Origin of the sequence: Saccharothrix mutabilis subsp. mutabilis (genome assembly GCF_039521145.1) — a bacterium.
GTDB classification, from domain to species: domain Bacteria; phylum Actinomycetota; class Actinomycetes; order Mycobacteriales; family Pseudonocardiaceae; genus Actinosynnema; species Actinosynnema mutabilis.
In genome coordinates, this window is sequence record NZ_BAAABU010000015.1 from 1 (window position 1) to 15,571 (window position 15,571).

General features: G+C 75.6%; 9 protein-coding genes. All 9 read right to left on the reverse strand.

What is annotated here, in order from left to right; translation table 11 throughout:
• Positions 1 to 7,195, reverse strand: a 7,195-nt coding sequence (locus ABD126_RS26495) for an amino acid adenylation domain-containing protein (RefSeq protein WP_343936649.1), incomplete at its 3' end; no start/stop codon positions are given.
• Positions 7,196 to 7,242: 47 nt separating this feature from the next.
• On the reverse strand, positions 7,243 to 7,449 hold the full coding sequence (locus tag ABD126_RS26500; RefSeq protein WP_343936650.1) for an MbtH family protein: 207 nt from the start codon (positions 7,447 to 7,449) through the stop codon (positions 7,243 to 7,245).
• A 168-nt stretch (positions 7,450 to 7,617) separates the two neighbouring features.
• Positions 7,618 to 9,027: an amidase family protein gene (locus ABD126_RS26505; protein WP_343936651.1), complete on the reverse strand. Its 1,410-nt coding sequence runs from the start codon at positions 9,025 to 9,027 to the stop codon at positions 7,618 to 7,620.
• A complete protein-coding gene (locus ABD126_RS26510; RefSeq protein WP_343936652.1) occupies positions 9,020 to 10,237 on the reverse strand; it encodes an MFS transporter in 1,218 nt (405 codons plus the stop codon). The genes ABD126_RS26505 and ABD126_RS26510 overlap by 8 nt, the downstream gene beginning before the upstream one ends.
• Positions 10,234 to 11,505, reverse strand: coding sequence for a glutamate synthase-related protein (locus ABD126_RS26515; protein WP_343936653.1), 1,272 nt, complete (start codon positions 11,503 to 11,505; stop codon positions 10,234 to 10,236). The genes ABD126_RS26510 and ABD126_RS26515 overlap by 4 nt, the downstream gene beginning before the upstream one ends.
• A complete protein-coding gene (locus ABD126_RS26520) occupies positions 11,502 to 12,509 on the reverse strand; it encodes an asparagine synthetase A (protein ID WP_343936654.1) in 1,008 nt (335 codons plus the stop codon). Before ABD126_RS26520 ends, ABD126_RS26515 begins: the two co-directional genes overlap by 4 nt.
• A gap of 30 nt (positions 12,510 to 12,539) precedes the next feature.
• Positions 12,540 to 13,841, reverse strand: a complete 1,302-nt coding sequence (locus ABD126_RS26525; protein ID WP_343936655.1) for a methylaspartate mutase — start codon at positions 13,839 to 13,841, stop codon at positions 12,540 to 12,542.
• Positions 13,838 to 14,272 (reverse strand): cobalamin B12-binding domain-containing protein, encoded by a 435-nt coding sequence (locus ABD126_RS26530; protein WP_343936656.1) that lies wholly within the window; start codon positions 14,270 to 14,272, stop codon positions 13,838 to 13,840. Before ABD126_RS26530 ends, ABD126_RS26525 begins: the two co-directional genes overlap by 4 nt.
• A gap of 40 nt (positions 14,273 to 14,312) precedes the next feature.
• Positions 14,313 to 15,548, reverse strand: coding sequence for a helix-turn-helix domain-containing protein (locus ABD126_RS26535; protein WP_343936657.1), 1,236 nt, complete (start codon positions 15,546 to 15,548; stop codon positions 14,313 to 14,315).
• Positions 15,549 to 15,571: the final 23 nt, after the last annotated feature.

Consider the following 15,571-nt stretch of genomic DNA (forward strand, 5'->3'; position numbering starts at 1 on the left):
TGGGTGCGGGTGCGTTGAGGTAGCCGTGGGCGAGGCCGCCGGTCATGTAGACCTCGCCGGGCACGCCGACCGGCACGGGCTGGAGGCGGTGGTCGAGGACGTAGACCCGCTTGCCCGCGATCGGCGCGCCGACCGGGATGGCCCTGGTGGTGTCGGTGATCGGGTGGCAGAGGGTGAAGATCATGTTCTCGACGGGCGAGTAGCCGTTGACCAGGCGCAGGTCCGGCCGGGCGAGGCGGCGCAGGTGGGCGGGGGACGCGGGTTCGCCGCCGGTCATGAGTTGGCGGAGGTTGCGCAGCGACTCGGGGTGCTCGTCCACCAGGTGGTTGAGCAGGCTCGCGGACAGGTGCGCGGTGGTGATGTCGTGCCGGACCAGCAGGTCCGCGATGAGGGCGGGGTCGGTGACGTGGCCGGGCTGGAGGACGCAGGTGGCGCCGTGCAGCAGGGGGCCGAACAGTTCGAGGGCGAAGGCGTCCCAGGAGACGGGGGAGCACTGCAACCACACCTCGTCGGCGGAGAAGTCCACGTAGGACTGTCCGGTGAGGGTGCCGACCAGCGAGCGGTGCGTGGCGAGGACGCCTTTGGGTTCACCGGTCGAGCCGGACGTGAACATCACGAACGACACGTCGTCGGGCAGCACTTCGACGTCCGGCGGGGTCGAAGGCCCGGTGCCGGCGTCCGCGAGCACCGTCGGCGTGCCGTCGAGCAGGTCTGCGAGGTCGGCGCTCGTGACGACCGCGGCGGCGGCGGTCCGCGCCACCACGGCCTCCAGGCGCGCGGCGGGGAACCTCGGGTCGAGCATCGTGCAGCCCGCGCCGGCGGTCAGCGCCGCCAGCACCGCGACCACCAGGTCCGGTCCGCGTTCCAGCAGCACGCCCACCACCTGACCCGGCCGGACGCCGCCGGCCACCAGGTGGTGCGCCAACCGGTTCGACCGGGCCACCAGGTCGCGGTACGAGACGCGCTCCGGGCCGCACACCACGGCCGTGGCGTCCGGGGTGAGCCGGGCGCGTTCGGCGACCAGGGCGTGCGCGGTGGCGGCCGGGGCAGCGGGCCCGCCGTCGTTCCACGCCACCAGCACGTCGTGCCGTTCGGCGGGGGTGAGCAGGTCGATCGCGGTGATGGGGAGACCAGGGTCCGCCGCGAAGGCGGCGAGCAGGGCCGTGAAGCGGTCGAGGATGCGTTCGGCGGTGCCGCGGTCGAACAACGCGGTCGCGTACTCCAGGTAGCCGCCGATGCCGTCCGCGGTCTCGTGCGCGGACAGCGTCAGGTCGAACTTGGCGGTCGTGTTGGGCACCGGCTCGGGCACGCACGTCGCGCCCGCCAGGTCCACCGCCGCCGCCGCGTTGTTCTGCAGCACCACCATGACCTGGAACAGCGGGTGCCGATCGCCGGACCTCGCCGGGTTCAGCTCCTCGACCAGCCGGTCGAACGGGAGGTCCTGGTGGTCGTGGGCGGCGAGGTCGGTGTCGCGGACGCGGGCGAGGAGTTCGGTGAACGTGGGGTCGCCGCTGGTGTCGGTGCGCAGGACGAGGGTGTTGACGAAGAAGCCGACCAGGTCGTCCAGTGCTTCGTCGGTGCGGCCGGCGACGGGTGTGCCGATGGGGATGTCGGTGCCCGCGCCGAGACGGGTCAGCAACGCGGCGAAGGCCGCCTGGAACACCATGAACAGGGTCACGCCGTGCGCGCGGGCCAGGTCCGACAGCCGCCGGTGCACCTCGGCGGGCACGTGCAGCGGCAGCGACTCGCCCACGTGGTCCGCACGGGCCGGGCGCGGCCGGTCCGCGGGCAGGTCCAGCCCCTCGGGGAGACCGGCCAGGGCGGTGCGCCAGTGCGCGAGGTCGCGCGCCGACCGGGAGGTCGGGTCGCCCACGTCGCCGAGCACGTCCCGCTGCCACCGAGCGTAGTCCACATAGGACACGGGCAGCGGCGTCCAGTCGGGTGCCCGTCCGGCGAGGCGCGCGGTGTAGGCGGTGGCCAGGTCGACCAGCATCGGCCGCAGCGACCAGCCGTCGCCCGCGATGTGGTGCAGCGTCACGAGGAGCACGTGCTCCTCCGGGCCGTGGCTGAGCAGGTGCACGCGGATCGGCGGGCGGGCGGCGAGGTCGAACACGTGGTTGGACTCCGCCCGGACCACCTCCGGGTCGAAGGCGTGCACGGTCAGGACCGAGTCGGTCGCGGGCAGAACCCGCTGGTACGGCTCGCCGTCCACCTCCGGGTAGATCGTGCGCAACGGCTCGTGCCGCAGCACCAGGTCCATGAGCGCCTGGTCGAGCGCGGCGGTGTCCACCGGGCCGGTGACGCGCGCGGCGAACTGGACGTTGTAGGCCGTGCCGCCGTCGACCTGGTCGAGGAACCACAGCCGGGCCTGCGCGGGCGACAGCGGCGGGCGCTCGGGCCGTGCGGCGGGCGTCAGGGCGGGCCGGGCCGTGCCCGCCGTGTCGAGGCGGAGCGCGAGGTCGGCGACGACCGGTGCGGCGAACACGTCCCGCACGCCGATCTCCACGCCGAACGCGGCGCGAACCCGTGCGGTCAGCCGCGCCGCCAGCAGCGAGTGGCCGCCCAGGGCGAAGAAGTCGTCGCCCGGGCCGACCTGCTCCGCCGGCACGTCGAGCACGTCGGCGAACAGGCCGCGCAGGATCTCCTCGCGCGCCCCGCGCACGTCCCGCCGCGCCGCCGTGCGGGCGGGCACGGGCAGCGCCGCGCGGTCGAGCTTGCCGTTGGGGGTCAACGGCAGCGCGTCGAGCACGACGTAGGCGCTCGGGCGCAGGTGCTCGGGCAGCAGGTCGGCGACGTGGGCGCGCAGCGCCGTCTCGTCGAGGGCCGCGCCGGGCACCACGTACGCGACCAACCGCTTGTCGCCGGGCCGGTCCTCCCGCACCACGACCGCGCTCTGCCGCACGGCGGGGTGCCGGTCGACGGCCGCCCGGACTTCGGCGGGTTCGACGCGGAAGCCGCGGATCTTGACCTGGTCGTCGGCGCGGCCGAGGTAGTCCAGGGTGCCGTTTTCGCGCCACTTGACGAGGTCGCCGGTGCGGTACATGCGTTGGCCGGTCTGGAAGGGGTTGGCGATGAAGCGTTCGGCGGTGGGTGCGGGTGCGTTGAGGTAGCCGTGGGCGAGGCCGCCGGTCATGTAGACCTCGCCGGGCACGCCGACCGGCACGGGCTGGAGGCGGTGGTCGAGCACGTAGACCCGCTTGCCGTTGGTGGGCTTGCCGACCGGAACCTGCCCGTCGCCGTCGACGATCTGGTGGCAGAGGGTGAAGATCATGTTCTCGACGGGCGAGTAGCCGTTGACCAGCCGGAGGTCCGGGCGCAGGTCGAGCAGGCGGCGGACGTGGGCGGGGGACGCGGGCTCGCCGCCGGTCATGAGCTGGCGGACGCCGTGCAGCGACTCGGGGTGCTCGTCCACCAGGTGGTTGAGCAGGCTCGCCGAGAAGTGCGCCGTGGTGACGTCGTGGGTGGTGAGCAGCTCGGCGATCAGGGCGGGGTCGGTGACGTGGCCGGGCTGGAGGACGCAGGTGGCGCCGTGCAGCAGGGGGCCGAACAGTTCGAGGGCGAAGGCGTCCCAGGAGACGGGGGAGCACTGCAACCACACCTCGTCGGCGGAGAAGTCCACGTAGGACTGCCCGGTGAGGGTGCCGACCAGCGCGCGGTGCGTGGCGAGAACACCTTTGGGTTCACCGGTCGAGCCGGACGTGAACATCACGCACGCCACGTCGTCGGGGTGGACTTCGACCTCCGGCGCGGCGATCGGCGTGGGGTCGAACGCTGCGGCGACGGCCGTGACGCCCGGTAGCGCCGAGTCGGTCAGCACGTGCCGCAAACCGGCCCGCGTGGCGACGGAGGCCAGTCGGCCGGCCGGGAACCGCGGGTCCAGCACCGTGTACGCCGCGCCGGCCTTCAGCGCCGCCAGCACCGCGGCCACCAGGGTCGGGTCGCGGTCCAGCAGGACGCCCACGACCTCGCCCGGCCGGACGCCGGCCTCGACCAGCCGGTGCGCCAGGTGGTTCGCGGCGGCGTCCAGCTCGGCGTAGGTGACCGTCGTGCCGCCCGAGAGCAGCGCGACCGCGTCCGGGGTCTCCCGGGCGCGTTCGGCGAACACGACGTGCGCGGGCCGCTCGTCGCTGCGGCCCGGCGCGCCGTTCCACGTCGTCAGGAGGCGTTCGCGGTCCTCGGCGGAGAGCGGGTCCGCGGCGGTGATCGACGTGCCGGGGTCGGCCGCGAGGGTCGTGAGCAGCCGGGTCAGGGTGGCGGCGAACCGGTCGGCGGTGGCACGGTCGAACAGGTCCGTCGCGTACTTCAGCGCGCCGGTGATCCCGTCGTCGGTCTCGGTCAGGTCGAAGGTCAGGTCGAACTTGGCCACGTCCAGGTCGACGACCCGGTGCTCGGCGTCGAGCCCGGCGAAGCGGGCCGTGGCGGGCGGGGTGTTCTGCAGGACGAGCATCACCTGGAACAGCGGGTGCCGCGACAGCGAACGGGCCGGGTTCAGCTCCTCCACCAGCCGGTCGAACGGCACGTCCTGGTGGTCGTACGCGGCGAGGTCGGCTTCCCGGACGCGGGCCAGCAGCTCGGCGAACGTCGGGTCCCCGCTGGTGTCGGTGCGCAGGACCAGCGTGTTGACGAAGAAGCCGACCAGGTCGTCCAGGGCCTCGTCGGCCCGGCCCGCGACCGGCGTGCCGATCGCCAGGTCCGTGCCCGCGCCGAGCCGGGTCAGCAGGGCGGCCACCGCGGCGTGCAGCACCATGAACACCGTCGTGCCGGTGCGCCCGGCCAGCGCCTTCACCGCGGCGTGCGTCGCGCCGGGGATGCGCACCGCCACCGTGTCGCCGCGCACCCCCCGGACCGCGGCGCGGGGTCGGTCGGCGGGCGGCGTCGATTCGTCCGGCAGGCCCGCGAGCGCGGCGCGCCAGTACGACGTGTCCACCTCGCCCCGGTCCCACAGCGCGTAGTCCGCGTAGTGCACGGGCAGCGCGGGCCAGACGGGCGTCGCGCCGTCGAGCCGGGCGCGGTAGGCGGCGGCCACGTCGCGCAGCAGCGGCGCGGTCGACCAGCCGTCACCCGAGATGTGGTGGAGCACCAGCAACAGCACGTGGTCGTCATCGGCGACGCGCAGCAGGTGCGCGCGCAACGGCGGTTCGGCGGCGAGGTCGAACGGAACCGCGGCGAGTGCGCGCACGTCGGCGTCCGGGTCCGTCGACGACTGCACCGTCCACAGTGGATCGACGGTCGGGAGGACGTGCTGCACGGGCGCTCCGTCGACGGTCGGGAACACCGTCCGCAGCGCCTCGTGGCGGGCCACCACGTCGCCCACGGCGGCGCGCAGGGCGTCCGGGCGCAACGGGCCGCGCAGCCGCACGGCCACCGGGATCGTGTAGGTGGCGCCACCCTCGACCTGGTCCAGGAACCACAACCGGGCCTGCGCGTAGGACGCCGGCAGCACGTCCGGGCGGTCCACGGCGGTCAACGGGGGCCGCGCGGCGGCGGCCGACGGGAGCAGGGCCGCCAGCGCCCGCGGGGTGCGGGCGGCGAAGACGTCGGCGATCCGCAGCTCCACGCCCAACGCGGCGCGGACCCGGCTCACCAGGGTGGCGACCAGCAGCGAGTGACCGCCGAGGTCGAGGAAGTCGTCCAGCACGCCCACCGCGGGCAGGCCGAGCACGTCCGCGAACACGCCGCACAGCAGGTCCTCGTGGGCCGTGCGCGGCGACGCGTCGGAGGTCGCGTACACCGGGGCCGGGAGCGCCGCGCGGTCCAGCTTCCCGGTCGCGGTCAGCGGCAGCGCGTCGAGCAGCACGACGGCGCGCGGAACCAGGTGCTCGGGCAGCGACGCGGCCACGTGGGCGCGCAGGTCGCGCGGCGCGGCGGAGCCGTCGGTCACCGCGTAGGCGACCAGGCGCTTGTCGCCGGGCCGGTCCTCCCGCACCACGACGGCCGAGCGGCGCACCGCGGGGTGGGCGTCGAGGGCGGCCCGCACCTCGCCGGGCTCGACCCGGAAGCCGCGGATCTTGACCTGGTCGTCGGCGCGGCCGAGGAACTCCACCGCGCCGTCCGCGCGCACCCGGCCGAGGTCGCCCGTGCGGTACATGCGCCGACCGGGGTGGGCGGGGTCGGCGACGAACCGCTGCGCGGTCGTGGCGGGCTGCCGGAGGTAGCCGTGCGCCAGGCCGACGCCGCCCATGTAGATCTCGCCCGTCCCGCCGTCCGGCACCGGGCGCAGGTCCGGCCCGAGCACCACGGCGGTCTTGCCGGCCAGCGCCGTGCCCACGGGGACGGAGGTGCCGCGCGCGTCGTCGGCGGTGATGTCGTGGCACAGCGTGAAGATCGTGTTCTCGACGGGGGAGTAGCCGTTGACCAGCCGGATCTCCGGGCGGCGGTCGAGCAGGCGGCGGACGTGCGCGACGGACGCGGCCTCGCCGCCGGTCATCAGCACGCGCAGGTCCGCGAACACCTCGGGGTGCTCGTCGAGCAGGAAGTTCAGCAGGCTGGCCGAGAAGTGCGCGGTGGTCACGTGGTGCGCGGCGACCAGGTCGGCGATCAGGGCTGGTTCGGGCGTCTCGCCGGGTTGCAGCACGCAGGTCGCGCCGTGCAGCAGCGGGCCGAACAGCTCCAGCGCGAAGGCGTCCCACGAGACGGGGGAGCACTGGAGCCACACCTCGTCCGGCCCGAAGTCCGCGTAGCCCTGGCCGGTGAGCGTGCCGACGAGCGCGCGGTGCGGCGCCACGACGCCCTTCGGCTCGCCGGTGGAGCCGGAGGTGAACATGACGCACGCGACGTCCTCCGGCGAGACGACGGGGAGCGGCGCGCTGCCCGACGCGCCCGGTGCCACGACGGTCCGCCCCAGGGTGTCCTCGGTGGCGACGACGACCGCCACGTCGGCCCGGTCGCACACCGCGGCCAGGCGCGCCACGGGGAACCGCGGGTCGAGCACCGTGTAGGCGGCACCGGCCTTCAGCACCGCGAACACGGCGACGACCAGGTCCGGACCGCGCGGCAGGAGCACGCCGACGACCTCGCCGGGCCGGACGCCGAGTTCCACCAGCCGGCGCGCGAGCCCGTCGGCGCGGGCGTCCAGCTCGGCGTAGGTCAGCCGCGCGGAACCGCTCACCAGGGCCGTGGCGTCGGGGGTCCGCCCGGCCTGGCGGGCGACCAGCTCGTGCACCGCCAACAGGGTTGTACCGTCGGTCGTGGTCACCGCTAACCAGCTCCCCAGTCGTCTCGTCCGTCGGGTGTCGTCGGGGGTCAGCCGCGCAGGGCGGCGAGGCTCGCCGGGCGCAGGTCCGTCCAGGTCGTCTCGATGTGCTCCAGGCAGGCGGCGCGGGTGTCCGGGCCGCGGGTGACGTCCCAGCCGGCGGGCACCGCGATGTCCGCGGGCCACAGGGAGTGCTGGTTCTCGTCGTTGACGAGCACGAGGAACTCGGCGTCCTGGTTGTCGAAGGGGTTCGTCACGGTGGGCTCCTTGTCTTGTGGCGCAACGGGTTGACGTGAACGCTAGGTGCGGCCGGGAGGCGATTTCGGCAGTGCGGGCGGCAGCTCGGCGGCAGCTCCGGCGGCGTCGCGCCCCCGAACGCGAACGATCCCCGGGGCGCACGGCCCCGGGGATCGTCGGACGTCCTGTCAGCCGGCCAGGAACCCCGGCTCGCGGCGGTCGCCGCACACCGCCTCCACGGTGGCCGCGATCGTCAACGCCGCGAACGTGTCACGGGGCCCGAACACCGACACCCCGAACGGCAACGGGCCGAACCAGCCCGCGGGCACCGAGACGTTCGGCACGCCGGCCATCGACGGGATCGTGGACGTGTTGCGCACCAGCGGATCGCCGTCCGGGCCGATCCGCCACGCCGCCTCGCTCGTCGGCGCGACGATGCCCGCGACCGAGTGCTCCGCCAGCACGGCGGCGACGGCGTCGCGCGCCCACCACCGCGCTCGTGCCCGCTTCGCGCCGGCGTCGCGCAACTGCTCGTCGGTGACGGCGGCGGCCTGCTCCAGCAGCTCCTGGCCGAACAGGCTCAGCTCCACCGGGTCGGCGCGGTTGCCCGCCACCAGGTCCGCCAGCGACCGCACCCGGCCGCGCCGGGTCGCCAGGTAGCCGTTCAGGCCCACGTGGAACTCCGCCAGCAGCGCCTCCATCCCGGCGATCAGCGGCGGCGCGTCCCACGGCAGGTCGACGGGCACCAGCACCACCCCGGCGGCGCGCAGCTCGCCGGCGACGCGGTCCAGCTCCGCCAGCGCGGCGTCGTTCATCCGGCGACCCGGCCACAGACCCAGCCGCAGCCCGACCGGGGACACCGGCCGCACCGCCGGACCGCCGGTCAGCGCGGCGAGGCACGCGGCGGCGTCGGCCACGCGCGGCGCGAGCACGCCGACCGTGTCCTGCGCCCGCGACACCGGCACGACCCCGCGTCCCGGCAGCAGGCCCAGCGCCGGCTTCACGCCCACCACGCCGGTCAGCGCCGCGGGCACGACCACCGAGCCGTCGGTCTCGGTGCCCAGCGCCAGCGGCGCCAGGCCCGCCGCCACCCCCGCCGCCGACCCGGACGACGAGCCGCCGGGGCTGTGGTCGAGCACGTGCGGGTTGCGGGTCTGGCCGCCCACCGCCGACCAGCCCTCGATCGCCCCCGTGGAGCGGAAATTGCCCCACTCGGACAGGTTCGCCTTGCCCAGCACGACGGCGCCGGTCCGGCGCAGCCGCGCCACGACGTCCGCGTCCGCGTGCGGCGGGGCGTCGGCCAGCAGGCGCGACCCGGCGGTCGTCGCCAGGCCGGCCGTGTCGATGTTGTCCTTCACCAGCACCGGCACGCCCTCCAGCGGGCGTGCTCGGCCCGCGGCGATCCGCCGGTCGCTGTCGCGGGCCTGCTCGCCCGCGGTCGGGTCGAGCGCGAGGACGGCCCCCACCAGCGGGTCGATCTCCTCGACCCGGCGCAGGCACGTCGCGAGCAGGTCGCCCGCCGTCACCACCCCGGAGGCGAGGTGGGTGCGCAGGTCGGCGAGGGACGGCCACTCCGCCGCCGTGGTCGGGTCAGTCAAGGCGGGCTCCTCTCAGGGCAGGTGCGGACGCGAACACGCACACCGCCGCCACGGCCCCGAGGCCGTGCAGCGCCATCGTGGCGGTCAGGCCGAGCAGGTCGATCGCGACGCCGATGAGGGCGTTGCCCAGCAGTGGCGCGCCGAACACCACCAGCGACATGATCGACATGACGCGGCCGCGCACCGGCGCGGGCGTGCGACGTTGGATCATCGAAGTCAGCACGACGCCGGACAGCGCCGTGACGAAGCCCAGCACGCCGTAACCGGCCAGCAGCGCGGGCAGCGTGCCGAGCACGCCGAGACAACCGAGCACGAGGGCCTGCACGCACCCGCCGACCACCAGGGCCGCCGACGCGCGCCGGCCGACCGGGCGGACCAGGGTGAGCACGAACGAGGCCGTCGCGCCGAGCGTGAACGCGGTGAGCAGCAGACCCGCCCCCGCGTCGCCCGCGCCGGCCGAGTGGGCCACCAGCACCAGGCCGATGTTCACCGGACCGGCCGCGGCCAGCTCCAGCAGGCCCACCACCACGACCAGCGTCCGCAGTGGACTGTCGGCGGCGACGTGCCGCAACCCCTCGACGATCCGCGTGCGAACCGGCAGCCGGTCCCCGGTGGACGTCGGTGGCGCGGGCCTGGTGCGCCGCACCGCCGCCGCGGACAGCACGAAACTCGCGGCGTTGGCCAGCGCCACCGCCACCACCCCGCCCAGGCCCAGCAGCGCCGCGCCGACCGGGCCGCCCGCGGCCTGGCCGGTCCGCAGCCCGATCAGGTAGAGCGCGTTGCCGCGCACCAGGTGCTCCTCCGGCAGCAGCAGTGGCCGCAGCGCGCCCGACGCGGGCACGAAGAACGCGCCCAGCAGGGTCATCGCCGCCGCCGTCACCGCGAGCACCGCCACCGTCGGCTCCACCACCAGGACCACGACCGCCGCGACGACCATCACCGCACAGCGCAGCAGGTCGGCCCACGCCATGACCCGCGCCGGGCCGTAGCGGTCGGCCAGCACGCCGCCGCCGAGCAGCGCGACCACCCGCGGCGCGCCGGCCAGCGCCAACACCAACCCGGCCGTGGTCGCGCCGGCCGCGCCGACCAGCGTCGTGGTCAGCGCCAGCAGCCACGCCGCGTCGCCGAGCGAGGACAACCCGGTGGCGGTCACGAACGACAGGTAGGTCGCCGACAGCGGACCCGGTCGGGCCCGGGCGGGGGCGGTCACCCCGTCACCGCCCCGACCCGTCCCGGCACCACCCAGCCGGTCGGCGACCACAGGTCGTCGGGCGACAGCGCCGCCGGGTGGTACTTGCCGAGCGCGCTGATCAGCAGCCGCAGCTCCAGCGCCAGGCACTCGACCAGGCGCGTGAGGCCCGCGCGCGGGTCCTCGTCCACGGCGATCAGCGCCGCCCGGCCCAACCCCGTGGCGCGGGCGCCCGCCGCCAGGCACTTCGCCACCCGCAGCCCCTCCCACACCCGGCCGGACGCCAGCAGGCAGCCCGCCGGCGCGCCGATCCGCCGCAGGCACTCGGCCAGCGGCAGGCCGACGCCCGACAGGAACGCCGTGGGCGCCCAGCCGCTGCCGCCCTCCGCGCCGTCCACCGTGACCGCGTCCGCGCCGGCCTCCCACGCCACCGCCGCGGCGACCGCGACGTCCCGCCCCGGCGGCAGCTTCACCCACACCCGGGCCCGCGGGAAGTTGTTGCGCATCAGCCGGATCTGCTGGCGCAGGATCTCCTCGGTGAACGTGCCGGGGCTCGCGCAGCGCAGCACCCGCCCCGAGTCCGGGCCGAACACCGGTTCCAGCGCGAACTGCTCGGACAGCCGGTCGGCGTCCGCCGCGTCCACGATCGTGAGGCCGCCGAGGCCCGGTTTCGCGCCCTGACCGACCTTCAGCTCGAAGCCCAGCCGGCCGGACTCCAGCAGCGGCCGTGCGGACGGGTCGCTGTAGACGAGGTTCCACACCTCGGCGTCGGCGTCCTCGGTGCTCTGCTGCACCACCACGCCGCCCAGCCCGTCCGGCACGGCGTCCGCGTACGCCTGGACGCGGCCCAGCAGCGACCGGCCGGCGCCGCCGGTGAGTCGGCCGTAACCGTTGACCGGAACGACGTTCTCACCCACCACCATCGGCACGCCGAGCGCGCCGGCCTGCGCGGCGGCTGCCCGCCCGAGGTCGGCGCTGGCCACCTGCGTGGAGCCGAACGCCGACAGGTACAGCGGCAGCGCCGAGGCGAAGCCGCCGACCTCCACGGCCAGGTCCACGTCGCCGTGCAGCGGCTCGCGGGCCAGGTCGATCAGCTTCTCCAGGCGTTCGGGCACGAACACCGGCGGCACGAGCCGCGCGGCGTCCAACTCGTCCTCGACCGGCTCGCCCGACGCCCCGAACAACGCCCGCCCGTAGTCCTCCAGGGCCGGGAACGCCGCGCCGGCCCCGACCCTGGCCCGTTCGCGCACCGCCGCCTCGGGGAACGTCCCCGCGCGCAGCGCGCTCACGGCGACACCACCCCGGGCACCTTCGGGTAGGCGCTGGCCTGCCACACCGCCTCCAGGCCCGCGAGGTACCGGGTCAGCCGCTCCAGGCCGATGCCGAAGCCCGCGCTGCCGGGGATGCCCTCGCGCACCATCCGCAGGTACCAGCCGTACTTGGCGGGGTTCTCGCCGGTCTCCCGCATCCGCGCGATGATCGCGCCGTACTCGTGCTCCCGCTCGCTGCCGCTGCACAGCTCGCCGTACCCCTCGGGGGCCAGCAGGTCGAAGTTGAGCAGGTGCCCGGCCCGCGCGGGGTTCTCCTTGTCGTAGAAGCCGCGCGAGCCCTTGGGGTAGTCGGTGAGGAAGAACGGTCGGCTGGCCTTGGCGGACAGCACCGCCTCGCCCGCCCAGTCGATCTCGGCGTCCGGGTTCTGGTCGTGACCGAGCCCGTGCAGGTCGGCGACGGCGGCGGTGTGCGTGCGCCGCTCGAACGGCCCGGACAGCAGGTCGGTGAACGCGTCGGGGTCGCGGCCGAGGACCTCCAGCTCCCCGGCCGCCCGCTCCACCACGCGGCGGACGACGTGCGCCACCAGCCCCTCGGCCACCGCCATCGCCTCGTCCCGGGACGCGCCCGCGATCTCCACGTCGATCTGGTGGAACTCCGCGAGGTGCCGGCTGGTGTTGCTGGTCTCCAGCGGTTCCAGCCGCACGTTCGGGGCGATGCAGAAGATCCGGTCGAACGCGGTGAGCGACGCCTGCTTGTAGAGGATCGCGCTGGTCATCAGCTTGTACCGGTGGCCGTAGTAGTCCACGTCGACCTGCTTCGCGCCGCGCGCGCCGGGGTCGGTGACCGGACCGATGATCGGCGGGAGCAGCTCGGTGAAACCGCTGCCCCCCAGGTGTTCCCGGGCGGCGTCCAGCACCGCGTGCTGGAGCTTGAGCACGGCCCGGGTCACGGGTGACGACAGGTGCTCGCGCGGGCTCGCCGGCAGCGGGGTCGCCGCCGCGGCGGCGGTCGTGGTGTCCATCCTTCGCTCCTTCGGTGGGGTGGGTGTCGCTCAGCCGAAGCCGATGGGCTGGAGGTCGGCGCCGTCGAACGTCCGCTCGACGTGCGACAACGACCGCAGCAGGTCCGCGGCGGTGGTCTCGCCGCCGCCGGTGTTCTCGACCAGCCCGGACAGCGGCAGCGACCCCGTCCGGGACCAGCGCAGCCGCCCGGAGCCGTCCACGACGGCCCGGGTGCGCCCGGCGTTGTCGGGGTGCAGGCAGTAGGGGACGTCGAGGTAGCCGCGGTCGACGGCGCGGACCAGCGCGACCCCGAGGTCGGGGGCGAGGTCGAGCACCGCCTCCACCAGCGCGCGGGCCTCGGCGAGCACGCCGGTGTCCTCGACCGGTCGGCCGAGCGCCCTCGGACGCGGTGCGCCGGCGTCGTCCACCGGTCCGCCCCGCCTGGCGCGAGCCGCCGCACGGCTCGCCACGCGCAGCGCGGTCACGTTCTCCGCGACCGTCGGGATGCGGTGCGCCTCGGCCGTCGTCTTCACGACCAGGCGTTCCGCGCCCGTCCGCACGGCCAGTTCGGCGGCCCGCTCCAGCAGCGCGGTCGCACCGCGCCGCGTGCGCGGGTACACGCCCATGTAGGTGTAGACCACGACGTGCCAGTCCACATCGGACAGGTGCTCGGCGGCCAGGGTGCGCAGCGCCAGCACCGCCTCGGCGTCCTGCTCGGGGTGGGTCTGCTGGGCGTAGCTCAGCGACACGCTGCCCAGGCCGTGCTGCCGGAAGAACAGGCACTCCAGCACGCTGATCGCCACCAGCAGCGACGGCGGACAGAGCTGGCCCATCATGCAGCCGCCGAACGACTCCAGGTGGGGCCGCCCGCCGCGCTCCCGCGGGCCGGCGAGCAGCAGGCACGACTCGGCCCACGCCCGCACCGCCTCGGCGACCGGGACCCGGCTGTAGGGCAGGCAGTACGACAGCGGACCGCCCTCGGTGGCGTGCAGCCCGGCGTCGAGCAGCGCGACCACGATGTCCTGGGGCCGCGCCGACCCGTGCCGCACCTGGACCGGGAACGCGTCGCCCACCAGTCCCCGCACCACCTCCCGGGTCGTCCCGGGCGGGTAGGCCACGATCGGGTAGCCGTTGAGCGGGTCGCCCGCAGCCAGCGCGGCGCGCACCGCGTCGTGGTCGCCGACCCGCGTGAAGCTGTCGAGGGTGATCGTCCCGGCCGCCCGCACGCCCGCCGCGCTCACGGCGGCCAGGCCCGCGCGCATCGCGGCCGGGTCGCCGATGCCCATGCGCGGCTGGACGACCAGCTCGCCCTCGGCCGCGGCGCGGGCCACGAACGCGCCGAAGTCGCTCATGACCTCGCGCCCACGGGCAGCCGGTCCAGGAAGGACCGGAACGCGGCGATGCTGCCGGCGTCCTCGAAGACCGCGTCGTAGCCCGCGGCGGTCAGGGCGGCGGCCCGCTCCCGCCCGCCCGGTCCGTCGATGCCCAGCTTGCCGCCGACCACCACGGGCGTGGCGGTCAGGCCGGGCTCGGCCCGCAGCCGGGCGATGACGCGCTTGGCCTCGTGGAAGCCGTGTCCGTTGACGCTGCTGACGACGATCAGGCCCGGCGCGCGGCGGGCGCACTCGGACACCAGCAGGGCGTCCGGGACGCACGCGCCCAGGTTGGCCACGCGGTGGCCCAGCTCCTCCAGCACCAGTTGGAGGTAGACGAGGTTCCACGTGTGCGCGTCGGACGCGAGGCTCGTCACCACGACGTCCAGTCCGGTGTACCCCGGTTTCATCGGCGCTCCCTCGGGTCGCGGGGTGGTCGTTGAGCCGAAGTTAGGAGTCGCGGACCGCGTCGAGCGGCAGCCCGACCGGCAGCCGCGCGGCAGTTAGCGCCCGGGCGAGGTCCAGCACGCGGAACCGGTCGTCGCCGGTGGGGCGCACCAGGCCCAGCAGCAGCAACCGGCGCACCAGCCGCGCCGACGCCACCGGTGCGACGCCGGTCAACCGCGCGGCGTCGGCCACCGACCAGTCACGGTCGGCCGCCGCGAGGGCGTCCACCGCCGCCGCGTCGGGACCGTCCACCTCGGACAGCGCGCGGCGCAGGGCGGCGCCCAGGTCGGGCAGCCGGTCGGCGACCACGTCCAGCGGGTCGGCGCGCACGAGGTCCAGCAGCTCGTCCGGGCGGTGCACCAGCAGCCACGAGCCGGCGGCCTCCAGCGCGCCGGGCAGGCCGTCGAGCCGGGCCGCGACCTCGGCCAGCGCCGGTGCGGCGCGACCGCCGGCCAGCCGCGTCAGCAGCCGCGTGGCGTGCCGGGCGCTCAACGGCGGCAGCGCGACGACCCGCTCGCCGGCGATCGGGCGGGAGCCGCGCGTGGTGCGCAACAGCCGAAGCCTGCGGCAGTGGTGCAGCAGCGCCAACGTGCGGTCCGGGTCCGGCCACGCCGGGTCGTGGCCGTCGAGCACCAGCAGGGCGGCGCGGTCGCCGACGAGCGCCGCCAACGCCTCCCAGCCCTCGCCGTCCTCGGCGTCGGCGAGCGCGGAGTGCACCAGCAGCCGCAACCGCCCGGCCGCGCCGCCGGGCACGGGCGCGGTGTCGGAGTCCCACAGCACGCGGATCGCGCCGGACTCGTGCAGCCGGCCCGCGACCTCGACGACCAGCCGCGTCTTGCCGACGCCGGGCAGCCCGGTCACCGCGACCAGGCGCGAGCCGTCGTCGCCGAGCAGCGCCAGCAGCGACGCGACCTCGGCGTCCCGGCCGATCAGCACGTCCAGCGGCGCGGGCGGGGGCACGTCCGTCAGCCGGGGCGCCAGGTCGATCTCGACGCCGCCGCGCGCCCGCAGGGCGGCCTCCTCGAACGTGCTCCGCTCGCGTTCGTTCAACCGCAACCCCTCGGCGATGAGGCGCACGGTGTCGCGGCGCGGGCGACTGGCGCGCCCGGCCTCCAGGTCGCGGATGGCGCGGACGCTGACGGTGGACAGGTCGGCCAGTTGCCGCTGGGTGGCCCCGCGCTTCATGCGGTGTTTCCTGAGCAGTTCCCCGAATTGCCCGATGGTGACGTTCCCGTCCATGCCCGACTCCGGTGGCGATGAGA